The sequence below is a fragment of the Tenacibaculum holothuriorum genome (assembly GCF_002120225.1).
In the GTDB taxonomy this organism is placed as follows: Bacteria; Bacteroidota; Bacteroidia; order Flavobacteriales; family Flavobacteriaceae; genus Polaribacter; species Polaribacter holothuriorum.
In genome coordinates, this window is the sequence record NZ_LAPZ01000005.1 from 276,959 (window position 1) to 301,106 (window position 24,148).

Genomic DNA, 24,148 nt, shown 5'->3' on the forward strand with positions numbered 1-24,148 from the left:
TTTCTTAGTTGTTATTGTTTTTTGCTAATCGTAAAATATCCCCAAAGACTCCACGAGCAGTAACTTTTGCTCCTGCTCCAGCCCCTTGAATCACTATAGGTTGCTCACCATAAGACTGTGTGTATATTTCAAAAATTGCATCAGACCCTCGAAGACTTCCTAAAGGTGAATTTTTAGGAACTGATACTAACTTTACCTCCAAAATTCCTTTTTCTTGCTGTAAATCGCCATGTAAGTCACCAATGTATCTTAGAACTTTCCCTTCTGTTTGATTACTCTTTTTTTGTACAAAATCGGAATTTAGGTTTTCAATATTTTGAAGAAATTCTTCCGCAGATTTATTTCTTAAATGCTCAGGCACTAAGTTTTCTATAGAAATGTCTTCAAATTCGTTATGTAAGTCTAATTCTCTTGCTAAAATGAGTAGTTTTCTTGCTACATCATTCCCTGATAAATCTTCTCTAGAATCTGGTTCTGTATATCCTTTTTCAATAGCAGCATTTAATATTTCAGAAAATGGTTTTTGTTCTTCTGAAAATCTATTAAAAATATAACTTAACGATCCTGAAAACACTCCTCTTATTCTTGTTATATTTTCACCAGAATCATGTAACAATTTAATTGTATCTATTAAAGGAAGGCCAGCACCAACATTGGTCTCGTATAAATATACTTTTTTGTTTTTATGCAATGTTTCCCTAAGTTCTTTGTAAAAAGAATAAGAAACTGTATTCGCAATTTTATTAGATGACACTAGGTCAAACCCTGCATTTACTAAAGAAATATAATTATTGATAAATTCCTTACTTGCTGTATTATCAACTGCTATTAAATTTTCTAAATGATGTTCTTTAGCAAAATCAATTACAGAATTTACAACATCATTATTATCCTCAGATTTGTTAAGACTTTCTTCCCATTTTTCGTTAACTCCATTTTTAGTAAGTAATACTTTTTTAGAATTTGCAATCGCAAAAACATTTAGCTGAATTTTTCGACGCTCTAAAACACTTTTAGCGTTATCTATAATTTGGTTAATAAGAGTTCCTCCTACAAGGCCTTTACCGAAAACGGCAATATTTATTTTTTTTGCTACTCCAAAAACTTGCCCATGGATTACATTTATAGCTTTATGTAAATCTTCTTTATATACTACTATACTTACATTTTTACCTGTAATTGTATTATTAAAAAGTAGTGGAACAATTTGATTTTTTATCAACGCATTAAAAGGATGATGAAATTCACTTAAATTTTGTCCAATGATAGAAATTACCGCTACTTCGTTTAAAATAGAAATTTGATGAACATCTTTTGTATAAAACTCTTGTTCAAATTCTGTCTCTAATGCTTTAACTGCTTTTTTCGCACTGCCTTTTGCTACGACTAATCCTATTCCTCTTTCCGACGAGCCTTGAGAAATAATACTTACACTAATGTTGTGAAGGCTTAAAGCTTTAAAGATTCTAGCATCGACTCCAACTTTGCCAAGTAAACCTCTTCCTTCAAAATTTATTAAAGCTACATCCTCTAAAACTGATAATGATTTTATTCCTTTTGAATTTGTTTTCGATGTAATTAAAGTTCCTTTATCGTTAGGGTTAAACGTATTTAAAATCCTAAGGTTTATATTTTTTTCCAACAACGGAGTTATTGTTTTAGCGTGTAAAATGTTGGCTCCGAAGTTTGCAAGTTCGTTTGCTTCTGAAAACGTTAACTCTTCGATTTTTTTTGCATCACTAACTAAATCTGGATTTGCTGTAAAAATTCCGTCTACATGCGTATAATTTTGCAACTCTTCTGCATTCAAAAAATTAGCTAATAAAGAAGCTGTATAATTACTTCCATTTCTACCTAAAGTTGTCGTTTCATTTGTAATTGTAGATGCTATAAAGCCAGAAACTACCGCTACTTCTTCTTTAATTTCCTCAAAGTAAGTTTGAGTGCTGTTTTTAGAAACTTCTGTAACTGGTTGCGCATTGCCAAAATTCTCATCAGTCTTTAAAAATTTTCTTGCATCTGTTGCATGAGCACTAATTCCTCTTTGTTCTAATAAATCTGTAACTGCTTTAATGGAGAGTAATTCTCCTTGAGCTAAAACCTCATCTTTTATTTTATCACTATAATCTCCCAATAAACCAACTCCTTCAAAAAGTTTTTCTAACCTTTCAAACTCTTTGCTGAAATCTACTAATGGAGTTAATAATGATTGTTCTCTTTTAAACACTTCAAGCTGCTCTCTATATGCTTTGTTTTTAGCGGCTTTTTCTAAAATATTTTCAAGAGTATCTGTAGCATTACCACGAGCAGATACTACAACTGTAATATTTTCACCATCGTTAACTTTTTGTTCAATTATATCTACTACCTTATGAACTCCTTTATTGGAAAGCGATTTTCCTCCAAATTTTAAAACTTTCATTTTATTATTTAATTTCTTTTTGAAGATTGGTGCTACAATCTTTTTTAGTTGTTTGTATTCTATTAAAAAGGCATCATGCCCGTGTTCTGAATTTATTTCATGATATGTAACATTTGCATGTACTTGTGCTAATTGTTTTTGAGTTTCTCTGTTTTCTTCCGCAGTAAAAAATAAATCTGAATCTACCCCAACAATATGGATGTTTGCTTGAATTTCTTCTAATACATTCGTATCTCTATTTCTAGTCACATCAATAGTTTTTAGTAATTGATTCATCAACTTATAAGAAGCCAATTGATAACGTTCTTGTAGCTTTTTACCATGATGCAAAAGCCAACTTTCCACACTAAACAACTCAGAGTCGTTGTTTTTACTTCTATGAAATCGTTTTTTAAAAGATTCTGGTGTTCGATAACAAAGCATTGCATGCATGCGGGCATCATTTACCGGATTTTTAGAATTGCTCAGAATTAATTCTTGAATTTGGCAATTTGCAATAAGCCAATCGGTAGATTTCCAATCTGATGCAACCGGAATTAAATGTTGTGTTATTTTTGGATTTAAAACAGCCATTTCCCAAGCTATTCCGCCTCCCAACGAACCTCCTATTAAAGCATACAATTGATTTACTTTTAACAATTGTAAGCCTTTTAGAAATATTCTAGCTATATCTCTTGCTACAAATTCTTTATAGTTATCAATTAAAAAATTATCATAACCATTTCCAGGAATATTAAAACACAACACGGTATAAGTATTGGTACATATTACCTTATTAGTTCCAATTAAATCTTGCCACCATCCATTTTTTCCTGCAACATTACTATTGCCTGTTAATGCATGATTCACTAAAACAACCGGAGCTGTACCAAGTTTTTTTCCAAAAACCTGATAACTTAATCGTATATCTACACACACAAAGCCACTATAGGTTGTGTAGTTTTTAATTTTTATTTGTTGTAACTGTGCTTTCAAAACTTTGATTTTAAACATCAAAAAATCCGACTCTTTTCTAAGAGTGAGCACTTAATAATATGTTATATGAAAAATGGAGCTGTTTTAGAACAAAACGCTCTTTTTGTTATCTATCCCTTTTTAAATTGGGTAGAATGTAGCACCTTCTTTGCATGAGCAAAGGGTTGCTAAGGTTTCAAAGGGTCTATTCCCTCCACCTTTCGTGATAACATGTCAATAAGTGATTGAACTTTTTCGAGTACAAAGATTCAGTTATAAAAATTTAATTTCCAAATATTTCTGTATTTTTTTTCAAAAAAACTATAAATCACTTCTTTCAAAGAGTTAAAAAAGATACGTAAATTCGTATTTATGGAATTACTTTTTACAGGACTTATTGTCGGTGCAATTGCATCGTTCTTTATATTTAAAAAATTTGCTATAACAAAACAGAAAAATCTTACGGAAAGTCAGTCTGTTGTTTTATTAGATAAGATTAGAAAGGTTTCTAAATTAATTACTGTTGAAGGCGAATTCGCTGAAATTTATCATCATGAAAACACCAAAGAAAAGTTTTTGGGCTTACTAACTAGTAAGAAAAAAGCGATCATTTTAATTAACGCTAAAGTTCATATTGGTTTTGATTTTCGTAAAATAAAAATGCACGCAAATAACAAAACCAAAACCATTTCTTTATCTGAATTTCCTCAGGCTGAAGTTTTTTCAGTAGAGCCAAACTTACGTTTTTACGATATTCAAAACGGATTGTTAAACAAATTTAGTTCAGAAGATTTAACGAAAGTTAATAAAGAAGCTAAAGAGCATATTTTGCAAAAAGTACCCGAGAGTAATTTAATGCAAACTGCTAATAAAGAAGCTTTAGAAGCACTGACCTTAATGCAAAACTTAGTAGAAACTATTGGTTGGAAATTAGATTATTCTGCCTTGGAATTACCAAGCTCAAATCAGAAATTATTGGAATAATTTTAATCGAATGACAAATAAATATTATAAGTATATAAAACTTTTTATTCTTGCTTCTTTTTCATTTTTTTCTTACTTTTTTCTAAGTAACTCTATTTTTGTTGAAGAACTTCAGACAAAAGCAGATACTTATGATATTAGACGTGGATTTACATTCTTAATTCTAACTGGAATTATGAAGTATTTTTTCTTAATTCTAGGTATTTCTTCTTTATTATTTTTAATTTACATAAACCTAAAAGAAGAAAATAATGCATATTGATCAATTACGAGATTTTTGTATTTCTAAAAAAGGAGTTACCGAACATTTTCCTTTCGATGATGTTACCTTGGTTTTTAAGGTAATGAATAAAATGTTTGCTTTGGTAGGGTTAGAAAAATGGGAAAATGGTGAAACTAGTGTAAACTTAAAATGTGATCCTGATTGGGCAGAGGAATTACGTGCCGAATATGACAGTGTAAATCCTGGATTTCATATGAATAAAAAACATTGGAATACTGTTACTTTAAATAACGATGTTTCGGATAAGTTTGCTTTTGAGTTAATAGAACATTCTTATAATTTAGTTGTAAAAAGTTTGCCTAAAAAAACTCAAAACGAGCTTGAGAAGCTTCAGTAAAAATGGAAAAGAAAGAACTTCGGAAAATATATAAACAAAAAAGAAATGAGCTTTCTCAAAATGAAGTTGATAAACTTCAAAAAAGTATTGAATACCAAGTAAAACAATTAGATTTTTCAGGCATTCAAAACATTCATATTTTTCTTCCAATAAAAAAGCAAAAAGAGATAGACACCTACTCTATTATTGATTTTTTACAATCAAAAAACAAAACAATTATAATTAGTAAAAGTGATTTTTCTAACAACACCTTAACTCATTTCGTTTTTGAAAACAAATCACAATTAGCAATCAACTCTTACGGAATTCCAGAACCTACATACGGAACAGTTATAGACGTTAAAAAAATTGATTTGGTATTTGTCCCGTTATTAATTTCAGACAAGAAGAATTTTAGAGTTGGCTATGGTAAAGGATTTTATGACCGATTTTTAGCAGAGTGTATACCAACTGTAAAAACAATTGGGCTTAACTTTTTTGAACCTATTGAAAAAATCTCAAACGTTAATGAATTTGATATTCCATTAGATTCAGTAATATATCCTAAATAAAAAATCCCGCTAAATTAGCGGGATTCATATTTATTATACTTCTATAGAATTATCCGTTCATCGAAATTAAAAACTCTTCGTTATTTAAAGAACCTTTAATTCTATCTTGAATAAATTCCATTGCTTCAATCGGATTCATATCTGCTAAATACTTACGTAGCACCCACATACGTTGTACAGTTTTATCATCTAATAATAAATCATCTCTACGAGTACTCGATTTAATTAAATCAATAGCTGGGTAAATTCTACGGTTAGCAATATTACGCTCTAACTGTAATTCCATGTTACCAGTTCCTTTGAACTCTTCAAAGATTACCTCATCCATTTTAGAACCAGTCTCTGTTAATGCAGTAGCAATAATAGTTAAAGAACCTCCATTTTCTATGTTACGTGCAGCTCCAAAGAAACGCTTAGGTCTATGAAGTGCGTTAGCATCGATACCACCAGATAATATTTTACCCGACGCAGGAGCAACTGTATTATATGCTCTTGCTAAACGTGTAATAGAATCTAATAAAATTACTACATCGTGTCCACATTCTACTAAACGTTTTGCCTTTTCTAATACAATATTAGCTACACGAACATGCTTATCTGCTGGCTCATCAAAAGTAGAAGCTACTACTTCACCACGAACACTACGTTGCATATCGGTAACTTCTTCTGGACGTTCATCAATTAATAAAACAATTTGATAAACTTCCGGGTGATTTGCAGCAATGGCATTTGCCACATCTTTTAATAAGATGGTCTTACCAGTTTTTGGCTGTGCTACAATCATACCACGCTGCCCCTTTCCTATAGGTGAAAAAAGATCAATAATTCTAGTTGAAAGAGATGCTCCTTTACCAGCTAAATTGAATTTTTCCTCAGCAAATAATGGTGTTAAATGCTCAAAAGAAACTCTATCTCTAACAATATTAGGGTTTAATCCGTTTATCTTAGAAACTCTAATTAATGGGAAATACTTCTCTCCTTCTTTTGGCGGACGTACATTACCTCTTACCGTATCACCAGTTTTTAACCCAAATAATTTAATTTGAGATTGTGATACATAGATATCGTCAGGAGATGATAAATAGTTATAGTCTGAAGAACGTAAGAAACCATAACCATCTGGCATCATTTCTAATACTCCTTCACTTTCAATAATTCCATCAAACTCAAAATCTGGATCACGGTATTTATTACCGCTAGCATGTTTTTGATTTTGATTCTTATTATGGTTTTTATGATTCTGATTCTTATTGTTTCTATTACCGTTATTTTGGTTATTACGGTTTTTATTTTGATGAGAATGTTGAGGTTTTTTATGCTCTCTTTGTTCTTTCTTTTCTTGAACTGGAGCAGCTTTCTCCTCTTTAGTCTCTTTCTTTTTCTCTTGCTGCTTAACCTCTACTTTTTCTTCTACTTTCTTTACCTCCTTTTTTTCTTCTGTAGCTTCAGATTTAGAAATTCTCTTTCTTTTAGGTTTTGGCTTACTCTCCTGTTTAACTTCTTTCTTTGCAGAAGATTCAGCTTGAGCATCAAGTATCTTGTAAATTAAGTCTAATTTCTTTAGTTGACTAATTTTAGTCAATCCTTTTTCTTTTGCGATTACTTGTAATTCAGCTAATTTTTTAGCTTTCAATTCAGAAATTTCAAACATTCTTCAATAATGATTATTATAAAATTCTATGGTAAGGGGAAGAATTTTGTTGTTTTATAAGTTTTTTATTTGAATTGCAGTTGCGATTGAGTTTCACAACGTTAATAGTGCGGTTACTTTCGAGACAAATATAGCCAAATAATTTAATATGCAAAGTTTCCTTGTTAAAAAAAGAAATACTACATTTGCTACCCTTAATTAAAAATAATGATTCAAAGAATACAATCTATATACTTATTAATAGCTTCGATTATTGCAGGAGCTTTACCATTTGCTTTTAGTTTATGGAATACTAATAAAGGTAGTGTTTTTGTGAATGATTTATTTACTGGTGCTTCAATTTTAGAAAAAATAGTTCCAGTTTTATTTTATGGCTCAACTATATTATCGTTAGTAGCCATCTTTTTATTTATGAATCGCCAATTACAATTTGTATTAGGACGATTAAATGTATTGATTAATCTTTTTTTACTAGGAGTATTGATATATTTATCTCTAACATTATCTGGAGAAACTGCAGTTTCTGAGAAAGGTATTGGGATGTTCTTTCCTATTCTAATTATTTTGCTTTTAGTTTTAGCAAATAAAGCCATTAAGAAGGATGAAGATCTTGTAAAATCTGTAGATAGATTACGATAAACCTAACATATTAGTATATTTAGTGCGAAAAAAACCAGGATTTTTATCCTGGTTTTTTATTTTTGTTAAACCCAGTATTTTCAACGGATTAACTTAAAATTTTAACATTTTGATTAGGGTTAACCCTAATCAATTTAGGGTTAACCCTAAAACACGTTTAGGGTTACTAGGTATTGTAGGAAGTAGTATTATAGTATAGATTTGTAAATGTAAACAATGAGTAATAAGATAAAAGTTCATATTGCAGACGATCATAAGATATTAATTGAAGGCGTTATTGCATTATTACATACTGAAGATGACATTGAAGTTGTTGACTATTCTTTAACTGGTAAAGATGTAGTTAAATGGTTTACCAAAAACAATGCTGATGTTTTAGTTTTAGATATTAATATGCCAGAAATGGATGGTATAGAAGTTCTAAAAATGTTTAAAAAACGTGGTATGAATGTTAAAACCATTATACTATCTAGTTTAAGCGACCCTAAACTAGTACAAGAGATGATAAGTATGGGAGCAAATGGTTTTTTAGATAAAACTTGTGCTAGCGAACATATTATAAAAGCTGTGCGATCGGTTAATAACGGAATACAATACTTTAGTGACGACATTAAAACAAGTCTATTTAATCTTTATGTTACAGAAACCAAAGATGAAAATGTAATAGAGGAAGAATTAACAGAAAGAGAAATAGAAGTTCTAAGGTATATAGCTAACGAAAAAAGTTCGGTAGAAATTGCAGAACAACTTAATGTTAGCCTAAAAACAATAGAAACATATAGAAGAAATTTATATAGAAAATTACAAGTAAAAAACGTAGTAGGTTTAGCGATGTACGCTGTAAGAAACAACATAGTTTAGAGAAATAGAAAAACCCCTTCATTTTTCGTTTTCTTTACCCCCCTAATCACTCAAAATAGAAGTCCCCCATTCTCTATTTTATAGTTTCTGCAGCACATCGCTTTTTCTTTTTACGTTTTTTCCCTTTTAAAATTCCTACTAACATAAAATTATATTACCATGAAAAAATTAACACCCTTTTTTCTTTGCTTAAGCTTAATCTTAGCATCATGTTCATCAAATGAATCTGAAATTTTAAATAACCAACCCGAAGAAAAATTATTAAAATCATACACATTAAAGCGTGATGCAACAGGGGCTTATTCTATTGACTTTAATGTAGATAACCAAACAGACGTTGCTACCTTTAAAGGTAATGACAATACTAACGACATTGTCTTATCAAAAAACAGTGTCGCTACTAAAACAGCTTATTCTAACGATTTTTCTGTTGAAAACGACCAATTAAAAATAGGTTTTATTGAAGCTAATGGTAATAAAAAAACGAAGATTTTTGTTGAAGATGATGATATTAAACTTGCAAAGAGTAATAGTGTAACAGAATTCTTAAATTCGTATAGTATAACATCGAATGGTAATGGTACTTATCAACTAGACTTTAAAGTTAATGATAATGTTCAAACAGAATTTATTTATAACGAAGATAAAAACGTATACGAAGTGCATCTATCAGTTGGAAAATCAAAAGAGAAAAACTTTTCTAGACACTTCGAACTAAATGAATCTGATATTTTAAAAATTAATTTTGTTAACCATAAAAATTCAATGAGTAGAGGCACTGCTTCAAGAGAAGATGTTGAAGAAAAACCTAGAGTTTCTATTGGTACTGCTGAACCAGAAGCAGTCTAAAATAAGAGGCTCGATTTAGAAAAACAATAAGAGTGTGGATTTCCAGGTAGTTAAAAAATTTATATATATATTATTTTACTTGATTATAAGTAGTCAATCTTTATGTTATTCTAAAGATAGCTCTTTTAAGTACATTTCCTCTATCATACAAAAGAATGATTCAGTCTCAGCTATATATAAAAAATGCCTTAAACTATACAATAACAAGAAATATCGAGAAGCTTTAAAAGAATCTCTATCACTCGTACAGCAGATTGAAAAAACCGACAACAACATACTATTAGGTAAAACAAATTTTTTAATAGCTAATATTTTTGGAAAAATTAATAATCACCAAAAATCCATTTTATTTTACAAAAAAAATTTACTTCTAAATTATACAAATGATCTCTCCAAAATTAAAGAAATTAAAAGGCTCAATGATAATTATGCACCAACACTTCTAAATATAGGTAGTCAATATCAGTACCTAGGAAAAAGTGATAGTGCAAAGTATTATTACAAAAAACTAATTCTTTTACCTGAATTAAACACTAAGCAAAGTAGTATAATAGCCACTGCCTATAGTAACTTATCCGGAATACTATTTAGAGAAAAAAAAATAGAAAAAGCTAAGGAATATGCTTTAAAAGCTATCAAAATTCACAGAAATAATAATAATAAAGTTAATGAAGCTTCTGCATTAAATAACTTAGCCAACATTTATTTAATAGAAAAAAATTATGAAAAAGCTAAAGAGTTTTATTTTAAAGGTGTCAATCTAATTGAAAAAAACAGTAGCTCTAATGCTTTTAAATTTAAAGAAGACTTGTACTTCAATTTAGCTTGGACTTTATACAAACTAAAAGATTATAAAGCTTATGATTACCAAGAAAAATCTTATGCTATAAAAGACGATTTAAGAGACAAGGAAATTAGAAGAATGATCGAAGAAGTATATGCTCAACAAAAAGTAAATTTAGAAAAAGAAAAAACAAATTTAGTTACTGAACAGCGTAAACTCTTGGAGGCAGAACAAAATAAAACAAATTTATACCTTGGGGCTTTAGCTTTACTCGTAATTATAATCTCAACAACTATAGTATATAACTACAGGTTAAGACAAAACAACCTAAAACTAAAACTGTCTGAAACTAACTTATTACAACAACAAAATATAGAAAAGCTAAAATCTGAAGCACAAATAAAAATACTAAATGCTACAATTGATGGTAAAGAAGCAGAGCGTAAAGAAATAGCTGAAACGCTACACGATAATGTAAGTGCACTTTTATCTTCTGCAAATATGCATTTAAGTGCTACTAAAAAACAGTTTAGTCAAAACACCCCAGTTGAAATAGAAAAAACTCAATCCATAATTTTAGAAGCCTCTCAAAAAGTAAGAGATTTATCTCACAATTTAGTCTCTTCAATATTATTAAAATTCGGATTAGAATATGCTATTAAAGATGTTTCTAAAAAATATTCAAATAGTGAACTTACTTTTCATACTTCGGCAAATAACATAAACCGCTATAATCAAGAATTTGAAATTAAAATATTTAACGTAGTTCAAGAATTAATCAACAATATTTTAAAACATAGCAAAGCCAAAAATGCTTACATAAATTTGAAAGAGAAAAACAATCAACTAACCATTCTTGTTAAAGATGATGGGGTCGGTTTTAACACCTCATCATCTTCTCTTAAAGATGGTGGTATTGGCTTAAATCAAATTGAAGCTAGAATTCATATGCTTAATGGAAATTTTTCTATCAATTCAAAAGAAAATTCTGGAACTACAATTCTTATAAAAGTTCCTGTAAGCCACAAAAATAAAAAGAGTTCTAAATTAACCTCTGTTAGCTAACTCTATTATTTCCATATTTTGTATTTGTCCTTTATCAAGTTCAAATCGTATCATCGTTCGAACTTTATGAAATCCATGATTGCCAGCTGCCCCAGGATTCAAATGCAGCATACCATGATTTTTATCAAACTGAACCTTTAAAATATGCGAATGACCGCAAATAAAAAGTTTAGGCTTTATTTCTTTCAGTTTATCCTTTATTCTCTTATTGTATTTACCTGGGTAACCTGCAATATGGGTAATCCAAACTAAAACGTCTTCCACTTTAAAGATTGCATCTAAATCAAATTCTGCTCTCGCATCCTTACCATCTATATTACCATAAACTGCCCTAAGCGATTTTATCTTTTTGATTTCATCTGTAACTTTCAAATCTCCAATATCTCCAGCATGCCAAACTTCATCTGCTTGCCTAACAAATTTCAATATTTGAGAATCTATATAACTATGCGTATCAGAAAGTAATAAGATTTTCTTCATTAAATTAGTTTATTAACGAAGCTACAAAGAAAAAACAAACCCGCAAATTAGGGGGTTGCGGGTTTATCGTGGGGGACATATTATAAGGGGTAAAACTCTTACCCTGTAAATATACAAACAACTATTTTACAGACAATTAACATATGTTAACAAATAGCTATTTAATAAAAAAACCTGCAATTGGAAATTTGCAGGTTATCTCAAGGGGGAAAATCATAAATGAATATTAATTTAGGGGGTAATACTTCATTTACATTGCACAAAAATATATAAAATCAACAAAAAATAGATTAACATATGTTAATAAATTACACTTAACCCATAAAAACACCGCAAAAACAAACAATATACTAAAAGACGCAATTTTAGACTTATTGCCAGTAATAGTATTTTACTTATTAAAAAATCAATAATTTTGCGATCTAAACACTAGTTTTTTGAGATACTTTATTGAATTATCATATTTAGGTAAAAATTATCATGGTTGGCAAATACAACCTGACGCTATTTCAGTACAAGAAAAAATAAACAATGCTATTAGTACAATCTTACGTCAAGAAATTAATATTACTGGAGCAGGAAGAACAGATTCTGGTGTGCATGCTTCGCAAATGTTTGCTCATTTTGATATTGACACTCCTTTAAATGATAATTTCACTTATAAACTAAATGCAATATTACCCAACGATATTGTGATTCACAATACTGTATTAGTTAAAGATGATGCTCACACTCGTTTTGATGCTATAAAAAGAAGTTATGAGTATAAAATATGGTTAGGTCGTAATCCGTTTTTATTAGATACAACTTGGCAACTCAATTATTCATTTAATATTGATGTTATGAACGAAGCTGCAAAAATTTTGTATGAGTATACAGACTTTGAATGTTTCTCTAAAGTTAAAACTGATGTAAACACCTTTAACTGTATAGTTACTAATGCAGAATGGATTCTAAATGGAAATGAATTAACTTTTCATATCTCAGCAGATCGTTTTTTAAGAAATATGGTAAGAGCTATTGTTGGAACTTTAATTGATGTTGGTTTGGAAAAAATTTCTATTGATGATTTCAGAAAAATAATTGAAAGTAAAAATAGAAGTAAAGCAGGAGTGTCAGTTCCCGCAAAAGGCTTATTTTTAACCGAAGTAAAATACAGTTACCTATAACGTGAGTACAAATTCAGGAAATGCTTTTGATATAAAAATTTTTGCAAGATTAATGAGTTTTGCAAAAAAATATCGTGCAAAATTTATAATAGCTACTATTTCTACAATTCTTTTAGCTGTTGCTTCGGCTGCTTCACCATATATTTTAATGGAAGCTGTTAATGATTTTACAGCAACTAAAAACCCAACAAGATTACTGTACTTTACAATTGCTATGTTACTTGTTTTATTAGTACAAGTAATTTTACAATTTACATTTATTTACTACGCAAATTGGGTTGGTCAGCATGTAATTAGAGATATTAGAGCTAAAGTTTTTAGAAATATCCTACAATTTAAAATGGGATATTTCGATAACTCATCTGTAGGTAAATTAGTTACAAGAGTAGTTTCTGACATAGAAACCATTGCGAATTTCTTTACCCAAGGTGTATTTATGATTGTAAGTGACATTTTAAAAATGTTAGTAGTAATTGTTGTAATGTTATATGTAAATTGGAAATTAGCATTAATTGCTTTAGCTGTTTTACCAATCTTAATATATGCAACCAAACTTTTTCAAATAGCTATTAAAGCTACTTTTCAAGATGTAAGAAACCAAGTAGCTAACTTAAATAGTTTTGTTCAAGAACGAGTTACAGGAATGAAAATTGTGCAATTATTCCACAGAGAAAAAATTGAATACGACAACTTTGTAAGTATTAATGAAAAGCATAAAAAAGCACATATAAAAACCGTTTGGTACTACTCTATCTTTTTTCCTATTGCTGAAATTTTATCCTCAATTGCTATCGGATTAATAGTATGGTATGGAGGTTTTCAGATTGTAGAAAATAGCACGGTTACAGTTGGAGCAATTATCGGATTTATAAAAATGGCACAAATGTTATTTAGACCTTTACGCCAAATAGCCGATAAATTCAATCAATTACAAATGGGTATCGTAGCTGGTGAACGTGTTTTTAACGTAATGGATACCGAAAGTTCTATTGACAAAAGCGGAACAACTTTAGCCGAAAATATTGAAGGACACATAAATTTTAACAAAGTTCACTTCAGTTATATAAAAGGAGAAGAAATTTTAAAAGGAATTTCTTTTGATGTTAAAAAAGGAGAAACAGTAGCTATTGTTGGTGCAACTGGGGCTGGAAAATCAACTATCATCAACCTCATCAATCGTTTTTATGAAATTGATAGTGGCACAATTTCTATCGATAACATTCCTGTTCAAAATTACAACATCGAATCATTGAGAAAAAAAGTGGCAGTAGTTTTACAAGATGTTTTTCTTTTCTCAGATACTATTCTAAACAATATCACTTTAAAAAATCCTGAAATTACTTTAAATGAAGTTCAGCAAGCAGCAAAACAAATAGGAATTCATGATTTTATAATGAGTCTTCCTAACGGTTACAATTATAACGTAAAAGAGCGTGGAGCAATGCTTTCTTCTGGTCAACGACAATTAATTGCCTTTTTAAGGGCTTATGTTAGCAAACCAAGTATTTTAATTTTAGACGAAGCCACTTCTTCAGTTGATTCTCATTCTGAACAAATGATTCAATATGCTACTGATGAAATTACTAAAGGAAGAACTTCAATTGTAATTGCCCATAGACTTGCAACAATAAAAAAAGCTGATAAAATTATTGTAATGGATAAAGGAAACATTGTTGAACAAGGAACTCATAAAGAGCTTCTTAAAAAAGACGATGGTTACTACAAAAACCTTTATGACAAACAATTTAGTACAGAAATTGCCGTTTAAATAATTTGATTACTTGAATCAAAATAATACATTTGTGCAACATCAATCTATTAACTAAAAAATCATAAAACGATGAAAAAAGTAATTTTATCTGTGTTAGTTGCTGGTTCTTTAATGGCAACTTCATGTAAAGAAGCGAAGAAAGAAACTAAAGATTTAAAAGATGCTACTGTTGAAGCGGCAGAAAAAACTGCTGAAGCTGCAAAAGATGCTACTACTAAAGTTGTAGAAAGCGCTCAAGAAGCTGTAGACAAAGCTGCTGAGTCTGTGCAATCTGCTATCGAAGGAGTTTCTATCCCATCTTTTAAAGATCCTAAAGTAGGAGAATATTTAAAGACATATTCTGAGTATGCTAAAGATTATATTGCTAAAGGTGGTGATGTAGTTAAAAATGCAGACTTAGCTAAAAAAGGAGTTGAATTAGCTGCAAAAGGTAAAGAAATTGTTGCTTCTTTAGATGAAGAAGGCACTAAGAAATTTAACAGTGTATTAAACGCTATTAAAGCTAAAATGGCTCCTGCTAAATAATTTCTTTGAAATATTATTACAATAAAAAAGCTCGCAGATTTTGCGAGCTTTTTTAGTTATTCCGTAAGGTCTTTTTGTAATTTCTCTTCTAACTCAACCGTATCTTTAAATAAAACAAACTCTCCATCTTTTATATAAGATATTTCTCCTGTTTCTTCAGAAACCAATACACAAACTGCATCAGTTTTTTCGGTAACTCCGATTGCTGCTCTATGTCGTAATCCAAAACGGGCTGGAATTCTTTCATTTTCGGACACAGGCAAAATTACTCTTGTGGCAACAATATTATTATCTCTTATCACTGTTGCCCCATCGTGCAGTGGACTATTTTTAAAGAAAATGCTCTCTAATAAAACTTCATTTACAATAGCATTCATTCTATCTCCAGAATTAATGATAAAATCCAGATTATTTGTTCTTTCAATAACAATTAACGCTCCAGTTCTCGATTTTGAAAAACTTTTACACGTTTTAACAATTGTTTGTGTATCTGTTTCTGAATTAATTTCAGATTGTAAAAATTTAAGTTGTTTTAAAAATCCGCGTTTGTTAGTAAAATTTGTCGTTCCTATCATTAATAAGAACTTCCTTATTTCTTGCTGAAAAACGATTATTAATGCAATAACTCCTCCAGAAAGTAAGTAACCTAAAATACCACTTAGCATTTCCATGTGTAAAGCTTGAGTAATTTTCCATATTAAAAAAATCAACGCAATACCAACAACAATGTTAATTGCTACTGTTCCTTTTAATAACTTATAAATATAATAGAGCAATACAGCTACCAGAATAATATCTAGCAAATCAAGAAAAGAAAAGTGTAAGAAGTCTAAATTCATAAAATGTTATTCCATTTTCGTAAATGTACTCATTTTGTTACAATTTACTAACTATTTTCACAGCTTCAACCGCTTCCTTCACATCATGTACACGTAATATATTTGTTCCATTTAACAATGCTATGGTATTTGCAACTGTGGTAGCATTTAAAGCATCTTGAGGTGATATACCTAAGGTTTTATATAACATTGATTTTCGAGAAACTCCAGTTAAAACAGGAACATCAAGATTTTTAAACAATGATAGTTTTTTCAGTAGTTCATAATTGTGTTCAATAGTTTTTCCAAAGCCAAATCCAACATCAATAATTACATCATTTACTTTTAATTCTTTTAACTTAAACAATTGTTCTGCAAAATAAGAAATAACTTCTGTAACCACATTTTCATACTCAGGATTTTGCTGCATATTCTGCGGAGTCCCTTTCATATGCATCATAATATAAGGTACTTGGAGTTTTGCTACTATACTAAACATATCTTTATCCATTTTTCCTCCAGAAATATCATTTATAATCGTAGCTCCTTCGTTTATTGTTTGGTTTGCTACTTCGCTTCTAAAAGTATCAACAGAAATTAATGCGTTTGAAAATTCTTTGGTAATTAACTTTATTACTGGTACAATTCTACTAAGCTCTTCTTTTTCAGAAATGTGTTTTGCTCCTGGTCTTGATGAATATGCTCCAACATCAATAAAATCTGCTCCTTCACTCAGCATTTTTTCAACTTGAGTAAGAATTTCTTTTTCATTTTTATATTTTCCTCCATCAAAAAAAGAATCTGGAGTAATATTTAAAACCCCCATAACTTTTGGGGTAGATAGGTCTATTAATTTTTGGTTGCAGTTAATGGTCATTCCTATTTTTGTCAGCAATTAAATTATCTAGAAACAATGTGTAAGAAAGTTAAATCTATAGTAAATAAAACATAGATTAAATTTCTTTGGTAAAAATAAATGAAAACCTTTTGGTTTTACTATTTTTACGTGATTATTTCAGAAATAAACAATGCAAAATACTTCGAAGCAATATGATGCGGTGATTAGTGAATGCCGCAATTTATTTGTAAAAAAAATGAGTGATTATGGTAGTGCATGGAGAATTTTAAGACTACCGTCGTTAACCGATCAAATTTTTATTAAAGCCCAACGTATACGTCAACTCCAAGAAAATACTACCAGAAAAGTAGACGAAGGCGAAAAATCAGAATTTATTGGAATTATCAATTACTCTGTAATGGCGTTAATTCAATTAGAATTAGGTGTTGTAGAACAACCAGATTTAGACACTGAAAAAGCTATAGAACTATACGACAAGCATGTTAAAATCACCAAAGAATTAATGGAAAACAAAAACCATGATTACGGTGAAGCATGGAGAGATATGAGAATTTCTTCTCTTACCGATTTAATTTTACAAAAATTACTTCGCGTTAAACAAATTGAAGACAATAAAGGAAAAACACTAGTATCAGAAGGTATTGATGCAAATTACCAAGATATGATTAATTATGCTATTTTTGCCATGATTCATCACTCAGAATTAGAAAGTTAACCTAATAACCCCTTATTATGATTTTAAAATTATTAACCCACATCTCAAGAATACTTGTTGGATTATTATTCATTTATTCAGGTTTTGTAAAATTGGTAGATCCTATTGGTTCTCAATATAAATTCCAAGAATATTTTAGTGCCGATGTTTTAAACTTGGAATTCTTAATACCTTTTGCTTTACCTTTTGCTATTCTATTAATTGTTGCTGAATTAGTTTTAGGGGTAATGCTTTTAGTTGGTTACAAACCAAAATTTACTGTTTGGAGTTTATTCGGGCTTAATCTTATCTTCTTATTTTTAACTTGGTACTCATACACTTACAACAAAGTAACAGATTGTGGTTGCTTTGGAGATGCTGTAAAATTAACACCTAAAGAAACGTTTTATAAAAATGTAATCTTTATGGTTTTCATCGTTATTTTAATCTTAGGGTTACGATACATAAAACCATTAATTTCAGAAAAACTAGCATCTGTAAGCACATTTGTTTCTGCTTTTTTATCATTAGTAATCGCATACTATGTACTACAACATTTACCAATTATAGATTTTAGAGCGTATGCTGTAGGAACTGATATTGCTGAAGGAATGAAATTTAAAAATGGTGAAGAACCAAAAATTCACGACTTTGAAATTGGCACAGTAGACGGAGACAAACTAGAAGAAATGCTAAGCAAAGAAAAAGCAATGTTAATTCTAGTCCCAACTATTGAAAAAGCTGAAAAAGAAGGATTACACCAAGTATCAAAAGCTGCAAGCAAAGCAAAAGAAAAAGGTTATGAAATTTACGTTTTAACTGCAGATATGATGATGGCTGATGTTATTTACGAAGAGAACTTCGATCAGTTAAATGCATTTAAAAAAGAGTACAATTTACCTTACACATTTGGTAGCTGTGACGAAAAAGCATTGAAAACTGCTGTTAGAGCAAATCCAGGAATCATTACAGTAGAAAATGGCGTAGTAAAAGGAAAATGGAACTGGACAGATGCTGACGATGTTGAATTAAATTAATATAAAAACATTTAATTTATAAAGTAGGGAATCTTGAAGATTCCCTTTTTTATTTTATTTTATTTTAAAATTTTATTGAATTATCACACTGAATTAAAAATCAGTAAATTTATATCCAAACCAAAACACATTCTTATGAAAATCTTAAAATACACCCTACTTTTTCTTCTTGCATTAATTGCAGTCGGGCTAATTTATGTAACCACATATACAGGAAGCTACGACGTACAAAGAAGTAAAATAATAAACGTACCAGTTTCTCATGCGTTTAATACAGTTAACGATTTAAAAACTTGGGAAAAATGGGGTCCTTGGCATGATGAAGACACAACTATCGTAGTAACTTATGGAGACAAAACCGTTGGTGTTGGTGCGTCAGATAGCTGGACAAGTAAACAAGGACCTGGAAAAATGGAAACAGTCGCTTTAGAAACCAATAAATCTATCGACCAAAAAATATCTTTTATGGATAACGACCCAGGAGATATTTATTGGAAATTCAAAGAAGTTGATGGAGGTACAAAAGTTACTTGGGGAATGAAAGCTGACAAATCTCCTTTCGGCTTTAAACTTGCAGCAGTTTTATTAGGAGGATGGGATCCTATGTTAGGTTCAATGGAAGAAAATGGCCTTAACAATTTAGAAAGAGTTTTATTAGAAACTACACCTAAAACAGAAGCTCCAAAATATACTTTAGGAAACATATCTCCTTTAAAAGTAACTGAAAAAGTATTTATTGGATATCCTCATAAAATAAAAATCAACCATGATGAAATGACTAAATTATTCATTAATGATTTGCCTAAAGCAGGAATGCATGCCTACAACAGCGGTTTAAAGGAAGGTGATTATACTCCTGGAGCTGTATTTTCTAAATATGATGAAGCATCTGGTGAAACAGAATTTTATATCGGACTTTTATTAAACAAAAATGTAAAACCTGCAAAAGGTATGGAGACCTTAAAATTACCAGCGGGTAATGCTGTTATGATTCCTAAATTTGGAAACTACGGAGTTGGTGATCTAAAAGCACATGAAGCTTTAGATAAGTATTTTGCAGAAAATAAATTAGAAAGACAATGGCCAATTTGGGAACTATATGTAAACGACCCATCAAAAGTTAAACCAGAAGAAATTCAAACAGATATTTATTACCCAGTTAAATAATTTTCTTCAACATTAAAACTATAAAAACCTCACCTAACGTGGGGTTTTCTTATATTCGCATACAATGAAACTTTTTAAGAATATAAATCCTAACGCAATCATATGAAACAATTAATACTTGTATTTATTGGAGGCGGATTTGGAAGTGTACTACGTTATCTATTAGGAAAAGCTTTAAATAGTTCTGAAACTGGAATTCCTTTCGGAACATTTACAGCCAATATATTGGGGAGTCTTTTTATTGGTTTTATATTAGGTTTAGCAGCTAAAAACGATACTCTAAGTCAAAACCAAACACTATTATTAGCTACTGGTTTTTGTGGAGGATTCACCACATTTTCAACATTTGCTTACGAAAACCATCTCTTTTTAAAGTCAGGAGATTTTACAACATTCGCTTTTTATACAATAGCGAGTTTTATTGTAGGTTTTTTAGCTGTTTTTTTAGGAATGTATTTAACAAAATTCATATAACATGAACGATTTCGTAGAATATAAAAGCGAAGAAAATTACGCCATAATTACCATTAACAACGGAAAAGTGAATGCCATTTCTCATGAAGTTATTGATGGAATTAACCAAGCATTAGACACGGCAGAAAAAGACAAGAAAGTAGTTATCATTACTGGTCAACCAGGAATCTTATCAGGAGGTTACGATTTAAAAGTAATGACAAAATCTATGGATGATGCTTTAAAACTTACCACTAAAGGATCTAAGCTATCTTTAAGAATGCTATCTTTTCCTATGCCAATTATAATGGCGTGCCCTGGTCATGCAGTTGCTAAAGGTGCTTTCTTATTATTATCTTCAGATTATAGACTAGGCGCAGAAGGTGATTTTAAAATTGGGCTTAACGAAGTTATTATCGGAATGACAATGCACTACGCGGGTATAGAAATTGCAAAAGGAAGATTAGCTCCTGTATACTTAGAACGCAGTGTAAACAATGCAGAAATGTACAACCCTACCGATGCAGTTACAGCTGGATTTTTAGACAAAACAGTACCAGCTGCACATTTATTACCGACTGCTATTAAAATTGCAGAAATGTTTAGCAAACTAAACTTAAAAGCTCATGCAGCTACTAAACTAAAATTACGTAAACCGTATTTAGAATCGTTAGCAAAAGCCATTGATTTAGATGCATCTGGAGCAATTTCAATAAATAACTAAAACTTTTAATTGTCATTCTGATTTTTACAGAATGACAATTTTTATTTTTTATATGCTTTAACACCAGCTTTCACCTCTACATCTAAATAATTATTTCTCGGTGTAATTGGGCACGAATATCTATCGCTATAAGCACAATAAGGATTATACGCTTTATTAAAGTCTATCTCTATCTCTCCGTTAACAATATCAGTTGTTAAAACATCAATAAATCGTCCTCCAGCGTACGAAGTTTTTCCATTAGTATTATCTAAAAAAGGTAAAAACAAGTGGTTTTCATAACCTTCATTTGGGTTTTTATCTTTATAAATATCAAGCTTCAAATCTTTTTCATCTATAGAAAAAGAAATTACTCCATATTTCTCATACACCGCTACCCTATCTGTAGTTGTAGGGAATTTAAAAATTGGTCTATCTTTAGTTTCGGTAAGTTTTGCTGTTACTTTAAATTTATTTGAAATAGGAAAGAATTCTAATCCGTTAAAATTTCTCAATCTTTTTTTTGTTAATGGCGAAGTAGAAGCATCTTTAAACTTTGCATTCATTTCTTTTTGAAATTCTGACTTACCAAGAATTGGCTTTTTTCCTTGATTATTACAAGAAATCAATACACATATTAGTAGCAGAAGATAAATTTGTTTCATCTTATTTATTCGGATTAAAACCAGGAGTTACTGAACTTGGCATTTGATAACTTTGAATTAACTTGTTAGACAAATCTTCAAACTGATTAGTCTCAGAAAGTTCTCTAATTCGATTCGGATCAAAATTTCCCTTCAAATAAAAAGCTGATGTTTTTGTTAAAGTTGAATTAAACACAATTGCCCTTTTTACTATAGCTCCATCTTCTACAACAGAAATAACTTTCACTTTTTCTTTTGTGTTTTTTCTTAAAATATCTGAATAACCGTTGGCAGTTACCAAATTCATTTCCTGAATTAGCTCTTGTTGTTTTTGAGGAGAAATGTCAGTAAATGTTATGAATTTAAAATCGTTTACATTTCCAAAAAAACTATTTATTTCTGGCGAAATATTTTGTAACAAAGCCTTCATAAAATTAGGAACCTGAAAAGCAGTTACTCCTAAATCATTTTTATGATTATTAAAAAATGACTGAAAACTTCTACCACTTCCGCAAGCAGTTAAGAATAAGGATAGTGTTAATATTTGCGCTATTTTCTTCATAACATTATTATTCTTTTAAGTAATACTTCAAAAGTAATAATTAATTTTTAGCCTAAGAAAAACACATTAAACAATTAAATATGTTAAGATTTGTTAATAATAAACAGCCTATTTGAAAAATAAAAAAAGTTTATTATATTTGATAAGCATTCATACTTAAACAAACAGGTTTAACATTAAAATTGCCCCTTTTTCTCCCTTAAATAAATAAAAACTATGATTTTATAATTTAAATTAATTATGATAATCATAAAAAATTAAAAAAAAGGAGTACATTTGTCGCCCTTGATTTTTTTAGACCAGATGTTTAAGCAAATCGTTGTCTAACCAACTTTAACAAGTACAAGCTAATTAGTTTTAGTGAAAGAAGTTAAAAGTTTAAACAGAAAAATATTTATGAATTCAGAATTAATTAATAGAGCTGAAGAGTTTGAAACAAGAAAATTTAAATTCGTTACTACAAGTGATAGAATTTTAGCTTCTCGCGAAGCAAAAGCTCTTATCTTGGAGATTAACGAAGTTTATAAGGAAACTAAAGATAGTGGTTTAATGGATTTAATGAAACGTTTAACTGTTGTAAAACAACGTATAGAAAAACGTTTAAAAGGAAAACCATTAACTGCTTAATACTAAATTAAAATAAAGATCGTTATACATTCGTAGAGAAATTTAATTTCTTAACGCATAACAATTTTTATTCTTGATAAAACTCATAATAATTTAATTATTATGAGTTTTTTACTTTTATAACATCATCAAAAATATTCACACCTCCTTTAACTGCAAAATCTAAAGTTTGCACTGGATAAGCAATTGATATATTTTCTTGTTCAAATCGTTTTTTAATTCTTATTATAGCTTCGTTCTGAGCACTTAAAAAATCAACTTGTTTATTAAATCTTACCCAAAAACGCAATTCAAAATTATATGAATACCCTCCTATTTCAGTAAAATAAAAATCTATATTATTCTTATTTATAACACTTTCTATTTTAGAAACTTCATCAATAGCAACTTCTTTTACCGTTTCTAAATCATCACCATAAGAAACCCCTGTTTTAATAACCACCCTCCTTCTCTTATAAGAAGAATAATTAGTAAAAGACTGATTATATATTAATTGATTGGGCACAAAAACCTCTTCTCCCGTAATAGTTTTTATACTTGTGGTAATCATACCTATTTTATTTATCGTTCCGAAATTACCATCAACCTTAACCCAATCGCCATCAGAAAATGGTTTTTGCATATTCAATAAAAAACCAGCAAAAGCATTCGAAGCAATATCTTTAAAAGCAAAACCTGCAATAATTCCCACAATACCAGCACCTGCAAGTATTTTGGTTATTATACTTTCTAAACCTAAAACTTCAAGTGATAAGAACCCTCCAAATAAAACAATTAGAATTTGTAACACTGAATTAACCAAACGTACTGCCTCAAGATTCTCTTTGAAGATTTTCCCGTAAAATTTTTCAGATATATTCTTAATTGATTTTGCTAACAAATACGTTAATAGCAATATTAACATTGCTAGAAATAATTTAGGTAAAAACTCTACACTATCAACTTTCCACTTGTTTAAGGTATGCTTTATAAAATCTAGCTCTTTTTCCATTATTTTAATTTAGAAGAATAACAATACAAATGTAAAAAATCTATTTTTCTTCATACTGCTAAAACATAAACAACTCATAATAACCCCCCTAAAAACAGTACCAAAAAAAAGTTCAAAAAAAGTAAAAAAAATTTTTGCCAGTTCTCTAAAAGCATATATATTTGCATCGCTTTTCAAGGCAACAGCCGATATAGCTCAGCTGGCTAGAGCAGCTGATTTGTAATCAGCAGGTCGTGGGTTCGAGTCCCTCTATCGGCTCAAAACAAAA

Annotated in this window: 25 protein-coding genes, 1 tRNA gene and 1 riboswitch; of the genes, 18 read left to right on the forward strand and 8 right to left on the reverse strand. The window is 29.8% G+C overall.

What is annotated here, in order from left to right; all coding sequences use genetic code 11:
• Positions 1–4 precede the first annotated feature (4 nt).
• Positions 5–3,397, reverse strand: a complete 3,393-nt coding sequence (gene thrA, locus WH52_RS08785) for a bifunctional aspartate kinase/homoserine dehydrogenase I (RefSeq protein WP_086030643.1) — start codon at positions 3,395–3,397, stop codon at positions 5–7.
• 103 nt (positions 3,398–3,500) lie between these two features.
• A riboswitch (SAM riboswitch) is annotated at positions 3,501–3,609 on the reverse strand.
• Positions 3,610–3,748: 139 nt separating this feature from the next.
• Between thrA and WH52_RS08790 the strand changes: the two genes are divergently transcribed.
• From WH52_RS08790 to WH52_RS08805, 4 genes are read left to right on the forward strand one after another with little or no spacing between them, the layout of a single operon-like run.
• On the forward strand, positions 3,749–4,360 hold the full coding sequence (locus WH52_RS08790; protein ID WP_086030574.1) for a DUF4230 domain-containing protein: 612 nt from the start codon (positions 3,749–3,751) through the stop codon (positions 4,358–4,360).
• 10 nt (positions 4,361–4,370) lie between these two features.
• Entirely contained in the window at positions 4,371–4,622 is a 252-nt protein-coding gene (locus tag WH52_RS08795) for a hypothetical protein (protein ID WP_086030575.1), read from the forward strand.
• Positions 4,612–4,980: an MmcQ/YjbR family DNA-binding protein gene (locus WH52_RS08800; protein ID WP_086030576.1), complete on the forward strand. Its 369-nt coding sequence runs from the start codon at positions 4,612–4,614 to the stop codon at positions 4,978–4,980. Before WH52_RS08795 ends, WH52_RS08800 begins: the two co-directional genes overlap by 11 nt.
• Positions 4,981–4,982: 2 nt before the next feature.
• A complete protein-coding gene (locus WH52_RS08805) occupies positions 4,983–5,531 on the forward strand; it encodes a 5-formyltetrahydrofolate cyclo-ligase (RefSeq protein ID WP_086030577.1) in 549 nt (182 codons plus the stop codon).
• Positions 5,532–5,580: 49 nt separating this feature from the next.
• Here the strand turns inward: WH52_RS08805 and rho are convergent, their stop codons facing one another.
• Positions 5,581–7,182, reverse strand: coding sequence for a transcription termination factor Rho (rho, locus tag WH52_RS08810; protein WP_086030578.1), 1,602 nt, complete (start codon positions 7,180–7,182; stop codon positions 5,581–5,583).
• A gap of 207 nt (positions 7,183–7,389) precedes the next feature.
• Between rho and WH52_RS08815 the strand changes: the two genes are divergently transcribed.
• The 4 genes from WH52_RS08815 (at position 7,390) to WH52_RS08830 (ending at position 11,380) form a co-directional block, all read left to right on the forward strand.
• A complete protein-coding gene (locus WH52_RS08815) occupies positions 7,390–7,821 on the forward strand; it encodes a DUF4293 domain-containing protein (protein ID WP_086030579.1) in 432 nt (143 codons plus the stop codon).
• A gap of 216 nt (positions 7,822–8,037) precedes the next feature.
• Positions 8,038–8,682: a response regulator transcription factor gene (locus tag WH52_RS08820; protein ID WP_086030580.1), complete on the forward strand. Its 645-nt coding sequence runs from the start codon at positions 8,038–8,040 to the stop codon at positions 8,680–8,682.
• Between the two features lie 159 nt (positions 8,683–8,841).
• On the forward strand, positions 8,842–9,531 hold the full coding sequence (locus WH52_RS08825) for a hypothetical protein (RefSeq protein WP_086030581.1): 690 nt from the start codon (positions 8,842–8,844) through the stop codon (positions 9,529–9,531).
• A 79-nt stretch (positions 9,532–9,610) separates the two neighbouring features.
• On the forward strand, positions 9,611–11,380 hold the full coding sequence (locus WH52_RS08830) for a tetratricopeptide repeat-containing sensor histidine kinase (RefSeq protein WP_158091365.1): 1,770 nt from the start codon (positions 9,611–9,613) through the stop codon (positions 11,378–11,380).
• Here the strand turns inward: WH52_RS08830 and WH52_RS08835 are convergent.
• Positions 11,363–11,860: a metallophosphoesterase family protein gene (locus tag WH52_RS08835; RefSeq protein WP_086030583.1), complete on the reverse strand. Its 498-nt coding sequence runs from the start codon at positions 11,858–11,860 to the stop codon at positions 11,363–11,365. The two genes, WH52_RS08830 and WH52_RS08835, sit on opposite strands and share 18 nt — an antisense overlap.
• Before the next feature lie 437 nt (positions 11,861–12,297).
• Here WH52_RS08835 and truA point away from each other — a divergent pair, with 437 nt between their 5' ends.
• The 3 genes from truA (at position 12,298) to WH52_RS08850 (ending at position 15,325) form a co-directional block, all read left to right on the forward strand.
• Positions 12,298–13,029: a tRNA pseudouridine(38-40) synthase TruA gene (gene truA / locus WH52_RS08840; RefSeq protein WP_086030584.1), complete on the forward strand. Its 732-nt coding sequence runs from the start codon at positions 12,298–12,300 to the stop codon at positions 13,027–13,029.
• A gap of 1 nt (position 13,030) precedes the next feature.
• Positions 13,031–14,797 carry an ABC transporter ATP-binding protein gene (locus WH52_RS08845; RefSeq protein ID WP_086030585.1) on the forward strand — a complete coding sequence of 589 codons (1,767 nt, stop codon included), beginning with the start codon at positions 13,031–13,033 and terminating at the stop codon, positions 14,795–14,797.
• Positions 14,798–14,869: 72 nt separating this feature from the next.
• Positions 14,870–15,325, forward strand: a complete 456-nt coding sequence (locus WH52_RS08850; RefSeq protein WP_086030586.1) for a hypothetical protein — start codon at positions 14,870–14,872, stop codon at positions 15,323–15,325.
• A gap of 56 nt (positions 15,326–15,381) precedes the next feature.
• On the opposite strand, the gene cdaA is transcribed toward WH52_RS08850, so the two are convergent.
• Entirely contained in the window at positions 15,382–16,164 is a 783-nt protein-coding gene (gene cdaA / locus WH52_RS08855) for a diadenylate cyclase CdaA (RefSeq protein ID WP_086030587.1), read from the reverse strand.
• Between the two features lie 37 nt (positions 16,165–16,201).
• Positions 16,202–17,020, reverse strand: coding sequence for a dihydropteroate synthase (gene folP / locus WH52_RS08860; RefSeq protein ID WP_086030588.1), 819 nt, complete (start codon positions 17,018–17,020; stop codon positions 16,202–16,204).
• A 151-nt stretch (positions 17,021–17,171) separates the two neighbouring features.
• Here folP and WH52_RS08865 point away from each other — a divergent pair, with 151 nt between their 5' ends.
• The 5 genes from WH52_RS08865 (at position 17,172) to WH52_RS08885 (ending at position 21,077) form a co-directional block, all read left to right on the forward strand.
• The gene (locus tag WH52_RS08865; RefSeq protein ID WP_086030589.1) at positions 17,172–17,717 is read left to right on the forward strand and encodes a DUF1599 domain-containing protein; all 546 of its coding nucleotides are present in this window, start codon (positions 17,172–17,174) and stop codon (positions 17,715–17,717) included.
• A gap of 17 nt (positions 17,718–17,734) precedes the next feature.
• Positions 17,735–18,733, forward strand: a complete 999-nt coding sequence (locus tag WH52_RS08870; protein WP_086030590.1) for a DoxX family protein — start codon at positions 17,735–17,737, stop codon at positions 18,731–18,733.
• A gap of 135 nt (positions 18,734–18,868) precedes the next feature.
• Positions 18,869–19,900, forward strand: a complete 1,032-nt coding sequence (locus WH52_RS08875) for a GyrI-like domain-containing protein (protein WP_086030591.1) — start codon at positions 18,869–18,871, stop codon at positions 19,898–19,900.
• 102 nt (positions 19,901–20,002) lie between these two features.
• Positions 20,003–20,374 carry a fluoride efflux transporter CrcB gene (gene crcB, locus WH52_RS08880; protein WP_086030592.1) on the forward strand — a complete coding sequence of 124 codons (372 nt, stop codon included), beginning with the start codon at positions 20,003–20,005 and terminating at the stop codon, positions 20,372–20,374.
• A 1-nt stretch (position 20,375) separates the two neighbouring features.
• Entirely contained in the window at positions 20,376–21,077 is a 702-nt protein-coding gene (locus WH52_RS08885; RefSeq protein ID WP_086030593.1) for a crotonase/enoyl-CoA hydratase family protein, read from the forward strand.
• Positions 21,078–21,118: 41 nt separating this feature from the next.
• Here the strand turns inward: WH52_RS08885 and WH52_RS08890 are convergent, their stop codons facing one another.
• Together WH52_RS08890 and WH52_RS08895 are read right to left on the reverse strand one after the other, a co-directional pair.
• Positions 21,119–21,721, reverse strand: coding sequence for a DUF1684 domain-containing protein (locus WH52_RS08890; RefSeq protein ID WP_086030594.1), 603 nt, complete (start codon positions 21,719–21,721; stop codon positions 21,119–21,121).
• 1 nt (position 21,722) lies between these two features.
• Positions 21,723–22,262 carry a DUF4252 domain-containing protein gene (locus WH52_RS08895; RefSeq protein ID WP_086030595.1) on the reverse strand — a complete coding sequence of 180 codons (540 nt, stop codon included), beginning with the start codon at positions 22,260–22,262 and terminating at the stop codon, positions 21,723–21,725.
• 396 nt (positions 22,263–22,658) lie between these two features.
• Between WH52_RS08895 and WH52_RS08900 the strand changes: the two genes are divergently transcribed.
• Entirely contained in the window at positions 22,659–22,889 is a 231-nt protein-coding gene (locus WH52_RS08900) for a hypothetical protein (protein WP_086030596.1), read from the forward strand.
• Between the two features lie 100 nt (positions 22,890–22,989).
• Here the strand turns inward: WH52_RS08900 and WH52_RS08905 are convergent, their stop codons facing one another.
• Complete coding sequence (locus tag WH52_RS08905) at positions 22,990–23,880, reverse strand: mechanosensitive ion channel family protein (RefSeq protein ID WP_086030597.1); 891 nt, start codon at positions 23,878–23,880, stop codon at positions 22,990–22,992.
• A 184-nt stretch (positions 23,881–24,064) separates the two neighbouring features.
• Here WH52_RS08905 and WH52_RS08910 point away from each other — a divergent pair.
• Positions 24,065–24,138: transfer RNA gene (locus WH52_RS08910), tRNA-Thr, on the forward strand.
• The last annotated feature ends 10 nt before the right edge of the window (positions 24,139–24,148 follow it).